Genomic DNA, 16288 nt, shown 5'->3' on the forward strand with positions numbered 1-16288 from the left:
TGTCCCGCGAACACCGGCGAAGCCGGTGCCATGCTCCGCGCTGCCTGTTTCGCGGGGCAAGCCCGCTCCCACATGGGCAACAGATCAGAAGGAGAGGGCAGCCTCAACGCTCCATGACATAGGTGCCAGGTGCGGGGCAGAGGGGCGGGTACTTGCGTGAGCCGAGCTTCTTCGGCGCCGGCAGGCTGTCACCCGAGTGCTCCCCGATCCACTCGCGCCAATGCGGCCACCAGCTGCCTTGCTGGCGCTCCCCGGCGTTCTCCAGCCAGGTTTCGGGAGTCTCGGCTTCGGCTGGCGCCGCATAGTAGAAGGACTTGGGGTTGCCCGGCGGGTTCACCAGGCTCTGCAAGTGGCCGGCATTGGACAGCACGTAGGTGGTGTCCTCGCCAAACAGCCTTGCGGTGCCGTAGCAGCCCTGCCAGGGGGTGATGTGGTCGGTGGTGCCGCCAACCACATAGGCGCCCACCTTCACCTGGGTCATGTCGATCGACTCGCCGGCAATCTCCAGGGTGCCCGGGTTGCTGTAGGGGTTCTGCTGGATCAGGTCGAGGTAGTCCGCGTGCAGTTGGGCGGGGAGGCGTGTGGTGTCGTTGTTCCAGGCCAGGATGTCGAAAGCCGGTGGCTTGTTGCCCAGCAGGTAGTTGTTGACCCAGTAGTTCCAGATCAGGTCGTTGGGGCGCATCCAGGCGAACATGCGGGCCATGCCCTGGCCGCTCAGCACCCCCTTGCGCCGGGAGCTGGCCTTGGCCGCGCGCAGGGCGGACGGGGTGGTGAACAGCCCCAGGGTGGTGTCGTCCAGCGCCGAGGGCATGTCGAGCACGCACACGGCCCAGCTGGTATTGGCCACCTTGTGGCCTTCGCCACGGGCCGCCAGCCAGCCCAGGTAGGCTGCCAGGGTGATGCCGCCCGAGCAGGAGCCCCACATGTTCACATCCGGGCTGCCGGTGATCTTGCGCGCCACGTCCACCGCCTGGTCGAGGCACATCGCGTATTCGGACAAGCCCCAGTCGCGATGCTCGCGGGTGGGGTTGCGCCAACTGATGACGAAGAGGTTCACGCCGCTGTCCTGAATCCACTTGATCAGACTTTTTTCCGGCGCGAGGTCAATGGCGTAGTACTTGTTGATCTGTGGTGGCGACATCACCAAGGGCCGGGCAAAGACGTTTTCGGTGGTGGGCGCGAACTGCAGCAGCTCGAACATCTCGTTGCGAAACACCACTTCGCCCTTGGCGGTGGCGATGTTCTCGCCCACCTTGAACGGCGTGCTGTCGACCTGTCTGGGCAACCCACGGTTGTGCAGCATGTCCTCGCCGAACTGGCGGGCGCCCCTGGCCAGGCTCATGCCTCCGGTGTCCACCAGCTTGCGCAGCGCCGCCGGATTGGTCAGCGGGGAGTTGCTCGGGGCCACGGCATCGGCCAGGAGCGCTGCCACGAACCGGGCGCGGCTCTTTTCCAGCGGGGCAAGGTCGGTGGACTCGATGAAGCGGGTCAGCTCGGTTTGGCCAGCCAGGTAGCTCTGCAACAGGGCGCGCAGGAAGACGTTGGACTGCCAGGCCGGATCAGCGAAGCGCTTGTCCTTCGGGTCTGGCGCGAGGCAGGAGTTGCCACCGACGATGCCGCGCAGCGCCTTCAGGTAGCCGCCCAGATGAGCACCCGCCTTGAGCGGCGACTTGCCCACGGCCTTGAGCAGGTAGCCGGCGGAGCTGGCCAGGTCGGCGGGGCGCACGCTGACCAGTGGATTGCCCGCCAGGGTCTGGTTGGCAGCGGTGCCGATCAGTGCTTGGTGCTCGGTGTTGTCCGGGAGATCGACCTTCTTGCGTACGCGACGCTTCCGGGCGGTTGCAGGGGGACGCTGGGTGGGGATTGCAGTCTCGCTCGTTCGGGTGGATCTGCTCATGGTGGCTCTCGTGCTTCCAGGCTTTTGTTTTGTTGTGCGCCGACTCTACGGCAGCAGTGGCTGCGGCCACTTCTCATCCCACGACAGCGGTTTTTCACTTCATGACGAGGGCGATACTGGGCCGACGAGCTGGAGGCACCCCAAGCGGTATTTGTTGGCAGCACGGGCCTTATCGCCGGCAAGCCGGCTCCCACATAAACAGTGTCAGGCCTGAGTCAATGTGGGAGCCGGCTTGCCGGCGATGAGGACAACTCAGAGTGACGAGCAACTTGGGTCAAACCACAAAGTTCGACACCAGACCATTGAGTGAAACGGCCAGCCGCGACAGTTCCTGGCTGGCTGCGCTGGTTTGTGTCGCACCGGCGGCGTTCTGCGAAGCCAGTTCGCGGATGTTGACGAGGTTGCCATCCACTTCCCGGGCTACGTGCGCTTGCTCCTGCGCCGCACTGGCGATCACCAGGTTACGTTCATTGATCTGCGCGAATGAAGACGCAATCTGATCGAGCGCTTGACCCGCTGCCTGGGCCACTTCCAGGGTGCCCTGCGCGCGGGTGTTGCTTCCTTGCATTGCGTTGACTGCCTGCACGGTGCCCTGTTCGATGGCCATGACCAGTTGCTCGATTTCCTGGGTCGAGCGCTGGGTGCGATGCGCAAGACTGCGCACTTCGTCGGCGACCACGGCAAAACCGCGACCGGCCTCACCCGCCCTGGCCGCTTCGATGGCCGCATTGAGTGCCAGTAGATTGGTTTGCTCGGCAACCGTGCGAATGACATCTACCACCTGGCTGATGTCCCGTACCCGGCCTGCCAGGCTTTCTACCTCACCGGCGGTGGCCGTTACGCCAGTGGCCAGTTCGGCAATCGCCTCGACGGTACGCAACACCTGCTGGCGCCCATGCTGCGCGGTCTGGTCGGACTCGCGCGTGGCATCGGCCGTGGCCTGCGCATTGCGGGCAACATCCTCCGCCACGCTGGTCATTTCATTGACCGCCGTGGCCGCCTGCTCGACCTCGCCATTTTGCTGATGCAGCCCCAGACTTGCATTTTCAGTCACTGCACTCAGTTCTTCGGCAGCCGACGCCAACTGATTGGATGATTCGGAGATCGCCAGGATGGTGTCACGCAGGCTGCGCTGCATGGTCATCAGTGCGCCCATCAACCGCGCGGGTTCATCACGGCCGACCACCACGGTGCTTGTCGTGAGATTGCCGGTTGCCACCGTCTCGGCCAACTGGACGGATTGACGCAGCGGCAGGACGATGCTGCGAATCAAGACAACGGCAATGAGGCATGACGCCAGCGCGACGACTATCAGCACGCCGATAACGCCACTGCGGGCACTATTGAAGACCTCGACACTGTTCGAAGCAGCACCATTGGCACCACGGTTATTGAATTCGATCAGGTCGTTGAGTGTCTTGCTCAGCTCGTCCGCACGCGGGTTCATCTCGCCATTGATGAGGTTTCGGGCCTCGTCGAGTTGATTCTTGCGCGACAACTCGATCACTTGGGCCTGAAGTGACATGTAGGCCGCCGCGGCGGTCTTGAAGCGCTCGAACAATGCTCGGTCTTCATCGACGAGAATGGTTTGTTCGTAGTGCTCCAATTCATTTTTGGTTTCGACCTTGAGCAAGTCCATCTTGTTGTAGTTCTGCTCAAGGCTTTGCGGGTCGCGGTTGATCATGACGCGCAGGGTCAAGGCGCGGATGCGTTGAACGTTTTGCGCGCCGTGACTCAAGACCATCACCCCGGGTAACCAATCGTCACTTATCTGCCGGGTGCTTTCACGCATTTCGTCCAGCTTGGACAACGCAAACATACCCAACCCTGCAGTCAACACTGTAATCAGGCTGAAACCAACGGATGCACGCCAAGCGATACTGACATTCCTGAACATATCGGGTTCTTCTTGTATTTTTTTGAGCAATCGGCGCTAGCCATCGGTGCTCCTTCACACAATGCCAATTGCAAGGAAGTTAAGGGTGGAACGGGCAGCGGTTTACAGCGCTGTGCCTTACCCTGCGCGCAGTGCCGAAACTGGCCGCGGATTTTTCTACACGATTGTTTGGAGACCGGCTTTACATTCGACGCCATTTTCTTTCTATTTCATGCCAACCGTTGCGGGGGCTCCACGCATTTGCTCGAGGGTGAATGTTCCGATTAAGCTGGCGCGATGCTTCTATGAGGATGGATTCGATGTTGCATATACCGCTCGGACTGGGCCTGTTACTTGCTGTCGCATTGGTCGAAGCGGCACCGCTGCAGGTGCCTACCCCGGCCCAGCTCAGGAGCCAGCTCGATAGCCTCAAGCCTGGTCAGTTTCTCTGGTACCCGCAAGTCTCGCCGGTGGGGCCGGTGACCGTGGTGATCAGCCTCACCGAGCAACGTGCCTACGTCTATCGCAATGGCATCGCCATCGGCGTCAGTACCGTGAGCAGCGGCAAGCCAGGCCGGGAAACCCCCACCGGGGTATTCAGCATCCTGCAGAAAAAGGTCGAGCATAAGTCCAGCCTCTACAACAGCGCACCGATGCCCTACATGGAGCGGCTGACGTGGGACGGCATTGCCCTGCACGCGGGCCATCTGCCGGGATACCCCGCTTCGCATGGTTGCGTGCGCCTGCCGATGGGATTTGCCAAGAAGCTGTATGAAGTCACCGGTTTCAGTTCGACCACCGTCATCGTTTCCGATACCCACAGTGCACCGGTGGAGGTCTACCACCCCGGCGTGCTGGCACCGACGGTGAGCGAAGGCAAACCCCAGGGCCCGCTGGTATTGAGCAACCAACAGTTCTGGGACGATCCGGACCCGACCTCGGGACCCCTGTCGATCCTGATCAGTCGAGCCGACCTGCGCGCCTATGTGTTTCGCGGTGGCCAGTTGATCGGCTCGGCGCCGGCACTGTCGCCTGAAAGCAGTCAGCATCGCAGTGGAATGGCGGTGTATTCCCTGCTGCAAAAGCCGTCCGCCTTGGCAACTGATGCTGCGCTACCCTTACGCTGGTCGGTGGTGGGGCTGAGCAACCCGGAGTATGGGGATACGCCCTATGAACAATTGGGGCAATTGAACTTGAACCCGGAATTCCGCCGTCATTTGCGCGCGGCGATGGACGTCGGCACGATGCTGGTGATCACCGATTGGGCGTCCACGCGGGATACGCGCAGCGATGGAAAATTCACGGTGATCAGCACCGAAGACAGTGAAGAACCTAAACCATTGGTCAAGAAATGATCGGCAAACCTGTAGAAATCAAGCAAAGTAGCGGCTTTTTGCTGTACGGGTTATGACTCTACGGCGGACTTGCTTCCGATCTCAGACAGGTTTTACCAGGATAATCCATGTCGATGTTCGTACCTTTGCGGGGAGCCCTGCGGCTCTCAGCGGCCAGTATTGGCCTGTTTTTCCTCAGCGCCTGGCATACCGTCCAGGCGCAACCCCTGCCTAGCGCCGCCGAGCTGCAGCAGTTGGCGCCGAACGCCAGCTTTTCGACCTTGGCCCTGGCACTCACCGCCTACTCGTGCGCCAGCCATAGCGACACGGACAAGTTGCTGACGGTGATCGATTACTCCAAGGCCTCGCGTGACAAGCGGCTGTGGGTGTTCGACCTGCAAGCCCGGAAGCTGCTGTTCGAGGAGTGGGTTGCCCATGGCAAGAACAGCGGCGCCGATGTGCCGACCACGTTCTCCAACGCGCCGAACAGCTACCAATCTTCCATTGGCCTGTATGAGACGGGCCAGACCTATAGCGGCAAGCACGGTCGCTCGCTGCGCCTGCAGGGGCTGGAGCCGGGGTTCAACGACAACAGCATGTCGCGGGCGATTGTCATGCATGCCGCGGCCTATGCCGATCCCAAGGTCGTTCCGGGTCTCGGTCGCTTGGGGCGCAGTCAGGGGTGTCCTGCCGTTCGGCCGGCAATTGCCGGCAAGCTGATCGACACGCTGCGACGCGGGAGCTATGTGTTTGCCTATTACCCGCAGCAGGACTGGCTGAAGAAATCGCGGTTCCTGAATGACCAGAGTTGTCCGTTGGCTAATCGGGCGATTGCCAGCAAGTAGGGGAAGAGGCTGGTCGTGTTGCCTGTGCTGGCGATGAGGCCGGGGCAGGCGAAAGACAGTCTCCTTGTACAGCCTGTTCGGGCCCTATCGCTGGCCAGCCAGCTCCCACAGAAAAGCGCGTCAGCCTTTGGAAAGGGGGGGCGTGTACCAGGGGGCTGCGCAATCGACGTGAACGTGTTTTTCCTTCTGCGGCAGAAACGCGGTATCGAGCGTGCCCAGCGCTATCGAAATCCAGTCGGCAAACTTGTCTTGCGACCGTGACCAGAACAAGGTCGAACCGCATTCCCCACAGAACTCGCGCAATACCGTCGGTGAAGAAGCATAGGTTTTGATGCTGCTGGCGCCGCGAAGTATCCGAAGTGCGCTACGCGGGACGCTGCCATACGAAGCAAATGCTGCCCCGTGACCTTTGCGGCACTGGCTGCAGTGACAATGACTCACCGCTTTTGGCGGGGCGAGTAGCGCGTAACTGACCGCTGTGCACAAGCAACTTCCTTGATATGTCTCTGCCATACACACCTCCATGTAGATGATAAAAAGCGCCAGCCTAACCGCCCCAGCTCGATCGGTCGACCGACTGCGCCTGGCCGTTGGTCACCTGCCAGCGCGCTTCTTGCCCAGAGGTTCAAACTGCGAGGTGCGACTCTAAACGGAGGCGTACAACAATGAGCACTACCTTGGTGAGTGCGATGACCGCAGCGCTGCTGAGCGCAGCCTGCCTGACAGCACTTGCAGATTCAAACGACGCTAGCGACAGCACCTCTGGATTTGTCCAGGCTGTCGTTAGAAATGGTTCACACTCGATGCATCCCAACGCGCCTTTGCCCGTCGCGCAATATGCTGACGAAGACGCATCTGGATATATTCGGGCAGTCGGGAGAACGGGTTCACACTCGATGCACCCCAACGCACCTGTATTCACCGAGCAATTCGCTGACGATGACACAGAGGGGCTAGCACCCACTGAAGAGCAATAGCCCCACGCTACCAGGGAGCAATCGAGTCCACCGCATGAGTGTTCGAAGCCCGCAGCCGTCAACGGCCGTTGCTGGAAGTGACAGTCATCCAGCACGGCACCCAACATCCGGCCTTCGCGGGCTTTGAACACGCGCAATTAAACTTCACGGTATCCGAAAGTCGTGCGACAGCAGGGTGGCGTCGTACCCGGTAGATATTCCCTAACGAACGGCTATTGAAGTTATGCCAAATTGATTTGTCCCGCAGCCAATTCAGTTCAATACCTAACCCAAGTCAATAGCGCAGCTCGCAGAGACCACTACAATTGCTCCTGCTCCATGGAACACCCCCGGCACTGGCTCGCGATTCCTTCGTGGAAGTGAGGTCAGTCGTCCGGACCAACGGTGGCAGCCATCGACAGCAGTGGAACAGGTGCTTGCCACACAATCCGCGAAGTCCAGAGGAACGGGAGTACTATTATGAGTGGCTATAACGCGGTATTGGCGAGAAACACAGGAAATGCTCCGAAAGGCATAGGTCCGTACTCTCAAACTGTAGCGTTCTCTCACTATAATAATCTTTCAGCTCAGCTACCGATCGACCCCGCATCGGGTGCGGTGGTAGCAGGTGGCGTAAAGGCGCAGGCTGAACAGTGCTTCAAGAATATCAAGGCGGTTGTAGAAAGTGTCGATCACACGATGGAAGATGTCGTAAGGATTACGATTTTCCTCAAGAATATCGCTGACATGGATACGGTTAACAGCGTGTATTCGACATTCTTCCCTGGGTATGTGCCGGTGCTGACGACCGTCGCCGTTGCCGCGTTGCCCATGGATGCCTTGGTGCAAGTGGAAGCGTTGATTTCAAACGGCGTAGGGACTATTCCACAAGCGCCACAGGCAGGCGACCTGATTAAAACGGTAAAGAACACGGAGAACGCACCCGTCAGCGCACTGTCTGCGCAAACCGTGGCATTTTCGCATTACAATAACCTTTCGGCTCAGCTGCCTATCGACCCCAAAACAGGCAAGTTGGTAGCGGGTGGTGTTAAAGAGCAAACAACACAGTGCTTGAAAAACATCAAGGCGATTCTGGAAGGTATTGATGTTCCTTTTGATGACATTGTAAAGATTACTGTCTTCGTCAAGAATCTCTCGGACATCGAGCGTGTCAACGAAGTCTATACCACCTTTTTCCCGGATTCGGCCATTGCCCGGGCGGTGGGCTATTTCCCCGCGCGCACAGTAGTGGCGGCCGCAGGGTTACCCCTGGACGCTTTAGTGCAAATAGAAGCCGTGGTATCCCACGGCGACGGCACACCACCGCAACTGGTTGAAGACAGGCACGGGATTGTCATCAAGGCAAATAATACGGCGAACGCTCCCACGCATGCGCTGTCTACCCAAACGGTAGCCTTTTCTCATTACAACCACCTCTCTGCGCAATTACCGTTGGACCCTAACACCGGAAAGGTGGTGGGCAGCGGAGTAAAGGAGCAGACTGAACAATGCTTGAAAAACATCAAGGCCATTGTTGAAAGTATCGACCACACCCTGAGCGATGTCGTGAAGGCCAATATCTTCCTCAAGAACATCGAAGATATTGCTGCACTGGATGAGGTGTACACGGCATTTTTCCCAGGCGGCGTTCCTGCGCGCCGGATAGTGGGCGTGTCCGCGCTTCCTGAAAATGCACGGGTGCAAATCGACGTGGTGCTGGCAAACGCTGAAGGCACACCGCCCAAAAAATAGCAGACAGTCAGTGACGAGAAAGGGAAGTTGGGGCTAGCCCCAGCTTCCTTTCTTCAGTTGTGGCCATCGACTTACATCGAACGCTTATCTACCCAACGCCGATACTGGCGGGTGCGAAATGCCATGGCGAGCTGCTGCAGGATCAGCGCCCGCAACGGCGACACGCTCGGATTTGGCGTTTTGGCCCGACTCAGTTTGTGCAATTGAAACTTCACCACCGCCATGTTCGCCAAGGCCGCGATGGCCTTGTTCTTCCAAGTGATCGGCGGCAGTTGCGGGGCGTTGTCCTTGCCCTGCAGCCAGTCACGAGGAAGGTGGGGATCGATGGCCAACGCCGTTGCGATGCCCACCATGTCCACACCGCTCTGCACGACGCTTTCGGCAACCGGACGTCGACGTATGCCACCGGTGACCATCACGGGCATTTTGGCGACGGTCTGGATGTCACGGGCAAACTCCACGAAATAAGCCTCGCGGGCCAAGGTCCGACCATCGCGCGCTTCGCCCTGCATGGCGGGTGCTTCATAGCTGCCGCCGGATAACTCAACCAGGTCCACGCCCAGGTCATTGAGTAACTCAACCACCTTTTTTGCATCATCCGCCGTGAACCCTCCGCGCTGGAAGTCGGCAGAATTGAGTTTGACTGCCACTGAAAAATCAGCCGAAACCACGGCCTTTACCGCCTTGACGATTTCAACCAACAGGCGCGCTCGGTTCTTCAAGGAACCTCCCCATCTGTCCGTTCTTTGATTGGTCAGCGGCGAAAGGAACTGGCTCAGCAAATAGCCATGGGCGGCGTGGATTTCTACCCCGTTGAAACCGGCGCGTTCGCCCAGTCGAGCGGTGTTTGCAAAGCGCTGGATAACCTCTTCAATCACCTTTGGCGTCATGGCGTGAGGCGTGGCGAAACGTTTGGACAGGCTACCCAAGTCCAGCGACACCGCCGACGGAGCCCAGGTTTTTTGCCCAAGGTTGGCCTGCATCTGACGTCCCGGATGATTGATCTGCAACCAGAACTGCGCGCCGCCGGATCGGCCGATACGCGCCCAGCGCCTGAACTTGTCCAGTTGCTTGTCATCCTGCAACACCACGCCACCCGGTCCGGTCATGGCGCGGCCGTCGACCATCACGTTGCCGCTGATGATCAGGCCGGCACCCCCGTCGGCCCACGCCTGATACAGACGCATCAATGCTTCGGAGGGCGCCTGGTCGGCGTCAGCCATGTTTTCTTCCATGGCGGCTTTGGCGATTCGGTTCTTGAGGGTGGAACCGCTGGGGAGAATCAGGGAATCGAACACATTCATGGCGCAGCCCTCAACTGGAGAGGAGGCCACCTTAAGATTAAAGTCAACTTCAAGGTCAAGCGCTTTTCAGGTCCCGGGCGCCCGACGGGCGTTTTTTCCCTTGGAGCTCGTTGCTGCACGTTTACCTGAAGCAGGGGCAACCCCTTCATCGCGCAGACGCTTGAGCAGCAATTGCGCATTGTCCTCGCACGCCATGCCCTCGGGCTTGTTTTCGATGCCCTGGATGACGAGCAGAAGTTGCGCTTTGTTCTCGGCCAGCCGTTGCTGCAGAGCGCCGATTTCCTCGACTTTTTGCTTGAGACCACTGAGCAACTCATCGTGCTGCCAGCCGCCGGTATTCATCGGCATCAATTGCCTGATCTGTTCCAATGAAAACCCCGCCGCCTGCGCGCCAGTGATGATCTTCAGAACCCACTCGGTATCCGGCGCGTAGTCCCTGTAGCCATTTGCTTTACGCTCGACGGATTGGATCAGGCCGCTTGCCTCGTAGAAACGGATGCGTGACGGCGCCAACCCGCTGATCTTCGCCAGTTGGCCTATTCTCATAATTCACCCTGAAAAAACCGTGGACCTTGAAGTTGACTTTAAACCTGAAGTCACCGGGGAGCCAAGCCGCTCAGGTGCAACGTGTTGCTCAGCCGTGAAACGAGATGCAGGTGTCGAAGTTCATCCTGGCGAGGAGGAAAGACGATGAGCGCATTGCGATGGGGCAGCCTGGTCTGGTTGGCATGGATGGCCCTGGTGACGGCATCGGGTATGGCGCGCGCCGAAGGCGTTGCCATGATCACCGGCGAGCAATGGATGCAGTCGACGGAGCAGCTCAAGAAGGTCTATCTCATCGGCATCGCCAATGCCTACGAGGTAGAGGCGGCCTACTATGGCGCGAAGCCGCCGTCCGATGAGCAGAGCCTGATTCCACGCTTCGGCAGGGGCTTGAAGGGCGAAACGCTCGATACTGTCCGCGAAAAGCTCAATCAGTGGTACGCCGCCCATCCCGACCAGGTTAAACGGCCCGTCATCGAGACCATCTGGTTCGAGATGGTACAGCCCGGACTGAAACAGAATAAGTAGCGGAGGTGAACATGAAGCGTTTGAGATTTTTTGCCGTAGCTCTCGCCGCAGCGAGTGCGATCGGCTGCACCTCGATGAGCGCTGAGCAGCAGGGGACGGTGAGCGGTGCGGCCATCGGTGCTGCGGCCGGCGCTGGCATAGCCGCGATCGCCGGTGGCAGTGGATGGACGGGCGCAGCGGTCGGGGCCGTGGCCGGCGGGGTTGTCGGCAACATCAGGGGCAGGCAGCAGAAGTAAACGGGCCAACCCGCGTTTGCTCCAGTTGTTCTTCGAACCAATGCAGCACTGCCTTGCACGCCGGGTGCGCTGCACCGCTGTCGCGTAACCAGAGCGCATAGACACCCCCGGTCTTCAGCGGCTCGCCAAACGGCACGACCAGATCCCCCCGCACCAGCGCATCGTGCGCCAGCATCTGATCCGTCATCGCCACACCCAACCCACGGGCAGCTGCATCCAGGGCCAGGTCATCGAGGTTGAACATCAGGTGCTTGTAAGCCCGCTCAGGCTGATCGTGATGCGCCTTCAACCACAAGTTCCACTCATGCCGCCCGGTCGAGCCATGGATCAGTGCGTGACTGCCCAGCGCCTCGAGCGAGCGGGGCAGCGCCTGTCCATCGCCGAGGGAGGGCGCACAAACAGGCACAAGATACTCATCGAACAACACCGTCAGAGGCCGCTCATCAAGCCCTTCGCGCAGATACAGCACATACGCATCGCAATCCCCACTGGTCTCCACCACCTCGCCACTGACCGTCTCGATGGACAGGCACAACGCGGGATTGAGCGCATAGAAACTGCTCAACCTCGGTAGCAACCAGCGCACGGCCAGCGAAACGAAGATCCGAATCCGGAAGGGCCGGTCCTGTGGCTCGGGCGAAAGCCGTTGAGCCAGCGCACGCATGTCCTCCAGCATGCCCTTGGCCACGGCATGCACATCCCGACCTTGATCCGTCAGCGCCACCCGGCGGCTGGTGCGGTCGAACAGGGCCACACCGTAGTGCTCCTCCAGCTGCTGAATCTGCCGACTGATCGCACTCTGGGTCAGGTGCAACTGCCTGGCAGCCTCGGTAAAGCTGCTGCTGTCCGCGACCTGAACAAGCGCCTGCAGGGCCTGGAGCGACGGCGGACGAAAGAATTTATCCATGCGTTTTCTGAATAGCTGAATGAAATATTAGCGTTAGAAAGCCATCTCCAGCCCCCGTAAATTAAGGGATGAGAGCGCACTCCGATTTCACGTCAATAACCCGTGCGCATTGATTGTGGAGGAGCTGATGGCAATCGACAACCGCTGTGGATGGATCGCGCTGGCCGGCGAGTCCGCCCCGCACCCGCGCCTTGAAGGCCATCACGCCAGCGACTGGCTGATCATCGGTGGTGGCATCACCGGTCTCGCCGCAGCGCACACGCTGGCCGCACGCTTTCCAGGGCAACGCATCATCCTGCTCGACCGGCAACGCGTCGCTCAGGGCGCTTCGGCGCGCAACTCGGGTTTCGCCGTGAGCCACGAAATGCCCGCGCCCGGTGAACTGCTCGGAAAACCCGGATTCGCCAGTTTCGAGGTGGCCTCGCGCATTGGCGTTGCAGCGGGGCAGGAAGTGCGCAAGCGCATGGGCGAGCTGGGTATCGACTGCGAATACGACGACGCTGGCTATCACTTCGCCGTGCACCAGCCTGCGCACCTGCAGCAGGTCGAAAGCGTGCTCCAGACCCTCCAGGCCGTAGGCGCCAGCGCCCGCTACCTGGAGGGTGAGCCCTTGCAACAGCGCCTGGGCAGCAGCTTCTACACCCGCGCCATTCATTGCGCGGGCGGCAATGCCTTGCTGCAGCCGGCCAAGTACGTGCGCGGCCTGGCGGACAGCCTGCCCGTCACCGTCGAAGTCTTCGAGAACAGCGCAGTCCTCGGCCTGCGCCGTGCAGGCCACGGCTGGCAAGTGCGGACCGAGGCGGGCGAAGTGGTCGCAGGCCAGGTGCTGGCTTGCGTCGGTGCCTTCCTGCCCAGAGTGGGTGTGCACCACAGCGGCACCTTCCCGCTGGAACTGAGCGCCAGCATCACCCGCCCGCTGATAGAGCGCCACTGGCAGAGCCTGTTCGGCGAACGCGGCTGGGGCGTGCTGTCGACCTTGCCGGGCGGGGCTACCCTGCGCCTGTTGCCGGGCCGGCGCTTGCTGATCCGCAACACCGTGGAATACCGCCAGCGGGATCTGCAGCCAGCCCAGTTGCAGGCCCGCCAACAGCAGCATGTCGAGGGGTTGCGCAAACGCTTCCCCGGACTGAGCGCCCAGGACATCGAATTCACCTGGACGGGCCACCTCAGCGGCACCCGTTCGGGCGAGCCCTGCTTCGGCCGCATCGACGAGGGGCTGCATGCAGTGGCCGGGTGCAACGGCTCGGGCGTCGCGCGCGGCACCTTGTGGGGCCGCTTGCTGGTCGAGATGGCCACCGGCGCGACATCCCCCTTGCTCGGCGATGTCCTGGGCCAGGCTCACCCGGGCTACCTGCCGCCACGACCCTTCTTCGACATCGGCGCTTCCCTGCGCATGGCCTGGGAAGTGCGCCGGGCCAAGCTGGAACGTTGACGCCGGCAAGCGCTTGCACACACTTACAACAACAGAGGGCAAGATGATGAAACGCACCCGCATGGCCGTGTTCTGCACGGCGCTGTTCAGCCTGGCGGCCCAGGCCGCCGATTCGGTGAACATCGCCAACTGGAGCGGCTACATTGCCGACGACACCCTGGTCGAATTCACCCGCCGCACCGGCATTCAGCCTACCTACGACCTGATCGACAGCAACGAGACCACCGAGGCCAAGCTGATGACCGGTGGCAGCGGTTACGACCTGGTCAGCCCGTCCAACCACTTCCTGCCCAGGTTGATCAAGGCCGGTGCCATCCAGGAGCTCGACCGCAGCCGCCTGCCCAACTGGAACAACCTCGACCCCAAGCTGATGCAGCTGATGCAGGCCAGCGACCCCGGCAACCGCCACGCCATCCCCTACATGTGGGTGACCACCGGCATCGGCTACAACGTCGACAAGATCAAGGCCATCTTCGGCAACACCGATGTCACCCAGTCCTGGCAGCTGCTGTTCAACCCGGAAAACATCCGCAAGCTCAGCGCCTGTGGCGTGGCCTTCCTCGACAACCCGACGCAGATCGTGCCGATCACCCTGAAGGTGCTCGGGCTCGACCCGCACAGCCAGAACCCCGAAGACCTGAAGAAGGTCGAAGCGGCACTGATGAACATTCGTCCCTCGATCAGCTACTTCCACCAGTCCAAGTACGTCAGCGACCTGGCCAACGGCAATATTTGCGTGGCCATCGGTTTCAGTGGCGATGTGCTGCAGGCGATGACCAGCGCCCAACAGGCGAACAATGGCGTGCACCTGGGCTACAGCATTCCCCGCGAAGGTTCCACGGTGGCGGTCGACATGGTGGTGATACCCAAAGCGGCGCCGCACCTGGATGCCGCCTATGCCTACCTGAACTACCTGCTCGACCCCCAGGTCATGGCGCATATCAGCAACGCGGTGAAATACCCCAGCGGCAATGCGGCAGCGCTCCAGTACGTGGACCCCGCGCTGCGCGGGAACCCGGCGGTGTACCCACCCCAGGAGGTGCTCGATACGCTGTTTCCGATCCAGACCCTGTCCCCGGCCGGCATGCGCTTGAGCACGCGGTTGTGGACGCGAGTGACCAGCGGCAGGTGACAGGTTCTGTTGCCGGTGCCGGCCTCATCGCCGGCAAGCCGGCTCCCACAGAAGTATCAGTACCACCCCACCCCCCCTGTGGGAGCCGCGCTTGCCGGCGATGGGCCGCGAAGCGGCCCCAACATTCAGCGATTCCCTTCGCGTCAGTACTTGATATCCCGGGCTTTTTGACGTCCTTCCTGCTTCGTTTGCCGCTTATCCTGTCGACAGCGGGGATTGCTTTGAAGATCGGCCGCTCGACAATCCTGTTTCGTCTCACGCGCATCCTGGCGCGTTTCCTGCCTGACATCGCGCGCGGCACGACGCTTCTCGGCTCTTTCGGTGGCCGCCCAGGATGCCCCGTTCGCCACCAGAAGAAAAATCATGGCTATCCAACCAAACGTCCTGTGCGTTTTCATTATCTGATCTCCAGGAGCTCGATGCCGGATGTTAAGTACAGCTGATTTCCGAACGTCCCGCAGGCCAAGGAACTGCCATTCATCCAAGCAATGTCCATGGGCAATACCCAGGGTTGGCATGGGGTATCTTGTAGCGTTCTCGATCTCAACACGCCAAGGAAGCCAATGCTCGGTTCACTCATCGTCAATGGTCAACCACAACCGCCTGACCGATCAGACCTGACGGCCCCCTGGTGGAGCTTTACAAAAACAGTTCTGGCAGCGACAGCCCTGACCTTGGTGCGTGATGGCCGTGTCGGATTGGACGCCCCGATTCCTGATCAGCCTTTCACGTTGCGCCAGCTACTGCGGCATGAGGCCGGCCTCGCCGATTATGGCGAGCTGGCGGCTTATCACGCCGCGGTGGCCAACGGTGAGTCTGCCTGGTCGGCAAGTGAAATGATGCAGCGACTCGATGGCACTCGGCTTCGCTACAGCCCAGGCACCGCGTGGCGTTATTCGAATGTGGGCTACATGCTCGTCGGCAGGCACATCGAACGGCAGACGGACCTGCCGCTCAATGATGCCGTGAGTCAACGTGTCCTCAACCCGCTGGGCCTGTCGAACGTGCGCTTCGCTAAAACGCGTGCTGACTTGCAGGTGACCGCTCTTGGAAGCCACTCAAGCTACGACCCCGGCTGGGTCTACCATGGTTTGCTGATCGGCCCGGTTTCACAAGCAGCGTTACTGTTGGATCGACTCTTCTCCGGAGAACTTCTCCCTACGGCCTTGCTCCTGGAAATGCAGGCGGCCCGGACACTGGGCGGCCCGATTCCCGGACGTCCATGGCTCACCCCGGGCTATGGCCTTGGGGTGATGCAGGGGGCTGTTGAGGGTGGATTTACCTTGTGCGGACACACAGGCTGCGGGCCGGGCAGTGTCATTGCCGTCTACCGAATACGCGATGCAGAGACATCGGTTTGTTGTGCTGCCTTTGAGCCGGGCGCAACCGAAGGAGTCGTTGAAGCGCACGTTGTCGAACAACTGGTGCAAGCCCTACGCTAGGTGCGCAAGCCTGTGTGAGCAACTGTCTTGCTCGACGCGATTCCTGTGGGAGCGGGCTTGTCCCGCGAACACCGGCGAAGCCGGTGCCATGCTCCGCGCTGCCT

15 protein-coding genes are annotated in these 16288 nt (G+C 60.6%); 8 read left to right on the plus strand and 7 right to left on the minus strand.

From position 1 onward, the window contains the following. Positions 1-103 precede the first annotated feature (103 nt). Both PMI38_RS20120 and PMI38_RS20125 read right to left on the minus strand, forming a co-directional pair. Positions 104-1897, minus strand: a complete 1794-nt coding sequence (locus PMI38_RS20120) for an alpha/beta fold hydrolase (protein WP_008097870.1) — start codon at positions 1895-1897, stop codon at positions 104-106. 274 nt (positions 1898-2171) lie between these two features. Further along, positions 2172-3794 (minus strand): methyl-accepting chemotaxis protein, encoded by a 1623-nt coding sequence (locus PMI38_RS20125; protein ID WP_043274020.1) that lies wholly within the window; start codon positions 3792-3794, stop codon positions 2172-2174. A 299-nt stretch (positions 3795-4093) separates the two neighbouring features. On the opposite strand from PMI38_RS20125, the gene PMI38_RS20130 reads away from it, so the two are divergent. Further along, positions 4094-5128, plus strand: coding sequence for a L,D-transpeptidase (locus tag PMI38_RS20130; RefSeq protein ID WP_008097875.1), 1035 nt, complete (start codon positions 4094-4096; stop codon positions 5126-5128). Positions 5129-5235: 107 nt separating this feature from the next. Next, positions 5236-5952 (plus strand): murein L,D-transpeptidase catalytic domain family protein, encoded by a 717-nt coding sequence (locus PMI38_RS20135; RefSeq protein WP_008097876.1) that lies wholly within the window; start codon positions 5236-5238, stop codon positions 5950-5952. Between the two features lie 120 nt (positions 5953-6072). Here PMI38_RS20135 and PMI38_RS26740 read toward each other — a convergent pair whose 3' ends face one another. Next, positions 6073-6465 (minus strand): GFA family protein, encoded by a 393-nt coding sequence (locus tag PMI38_RS26740; RefSeq protein WP_081502560.1) that lies wholly within the window; start codon positions 6463-6465, stop codon positions 6073-6075. Positions 6466-7388: 923 nt separating this feature from the next. On the opposite strand from PMI38_RS26740, the gene PMI38_RS20140 reads away from it, so the two are divergent. Continuing rightward, on the plus strand, positions 7389-8660 hold the full coding sequence (locus PMI38_RS20140) for a Rid family detoxifying hydrolase (RefSeq protein WP_008097878.1): 1272 nt from the start codon (positions 7389-7391) through the stop codon (positions 8658-8660). 71 nt (positions 8661-8731) lie between these two features. Here PMI38_RS20140 and PMI38_RS20145 read toward each other — a convergent pair whose 3' ends face one another. Together PMI38_RS20145 and PMI38_RS20150 are read right to left on the minus strand one after the other, a co-directional pair. Continuing rightward, on the minus strand, positions 8732-9964 hold the full coding sequence (locus tag PMI38_RS20145) for an NADH:flavin oxidoreductase/NADH oxidase family protein (protein WP_008097880.1): 1233 nt from the start codon (positions 9962-9964) through the stop codon (positions 8732-8734). A 66-nt stretch (positions 9965-10030) separates the two neighbouring features. Beyond that, positions 10031-10510 carry a MerR family transcriptional regulator gene (locus tag PMI38_RS20150; RefSeq protein ID WP_008097883.1) on the minus strand — a complete coding sequence of 160 codons (480 nt, stop codon included), beginning with the start codon at positions 10508-10510 and terminating at the stop codon, positions 10031-10033. A 144-nt stretch (positions 10511-10654) separates the two neighbouring features. Between PMI38_RS20150 and PMI38_RS20155 the strand changes: the two genes are divergently transcribed. Further along, the gene (locus PMI38_RS20155) at positions 10655-11035 is read left to right on the plus strand and encodes a hypothetical protein (RefSeq protein WP_008097885.1); all 381 of its coding nucleotides are present in this window, start codon (positions 10655-10657) and stop codon (positions 11033-11035) included. A gap of 11 nt (positions 11036-11046) precedes the next feature. Next, positions 11047-11271: a YMGG-like glycine zipper-containing protein gene (locus tag PMI38_RS20160; protein WP_008097887.1), complete on the plus strand. Its 225-nt coding sequence runs from the start codon at positions 11047-11049 to the stop codon at positions 11269-11271. On the opposite strand, the gene PMI38_RS20165 is transcribed toward PMI38_RS20160, so the two are convergent. Then, complete coding sequence (locus tag PMI38_RS20165) at positions 11249-12178, minus strand: LysR substrate-binding domain-containing protein (RefSeq protein WP_008097888.1); 930 nt, start codon at positions 12176-12178, stop codon at positions 11249-11251. The two genes, PMI38_RS20160 and PMI38_RS20165, sit on opposite strands and share 23 nt — an antisense overlap. 133 nt (positions 12179-12311) lie before the next feature. On the opposite strand from PMI38_RS20165, the gene PMI38_RS20170 reads away from it, so the two are divergent. Both PMI38_RS20170 and PMI38_RS20175 read left to right on the plus strand, forming a co-directional pair. Next, on the plus strand, positions 12312-13610 hold the full coding sequence (locus tag PMI38_RS20170) for an NAD(P)/FAD-dependent oxidoreductase (RefSeq protein WP_043274024.1): 1299 nt from the start codon (positions 12312-12314) through the stop codon (positions 13608-13610). Positions 13611-13653: 43 nt separating this feature from the next. Further along, positions 13654-14742, plus strand: coding sequence for a polyamine ABC transporter substrate-binding protein (locus PMI38_RS20175; RefSeq protein ID WP_008097892.1), 1089 nt, complete (start codon positions 13654-13656; stop codon positions 14740-14742). 143 nt (positions 14743-14885) lie between these two features. Here PMI38_RS20175 and PMI38_RS20180 read toward each other — a convergent pair whose 3' ends face one another. Further along, complete coding sequence (locus tag PMI38_RS20180; protein ID WP_238540207.1) at positions 14886-15260, minus strand: hypothetical protein; 375 nt, start codon at positions 15258-15260, stop codon at positions 14886-14888. Between the two features lie 45 nt (positions 15261-15305). On the opposite strand from PMI38_RS20180, the gene PMI38_RS20185 reads away from it, so the two are divergent. Beyond that, a complete protein-coding gene (locus PMI38_RS20185; RefSeq protein WP_008097894.1) occupies positions 15306-16184 on the plus strand; it encodes a serine hydrolase domain-containing protein in 879 nt (292 codons plus the stop codon). Positions 16185-16288 lie beyond the last annotated feature (104 nt).

The organism is Pseudomonas sp. GM84, assembly GCF_000282535.1.
In the GTDB taxonomy this organism is placed as follows: domain Bacteria; phylum Pseudomonadota; class Gammaproteobacteria; order Pseudomonadales; family Pseudomonadaceae; genus Aquipseudomonas.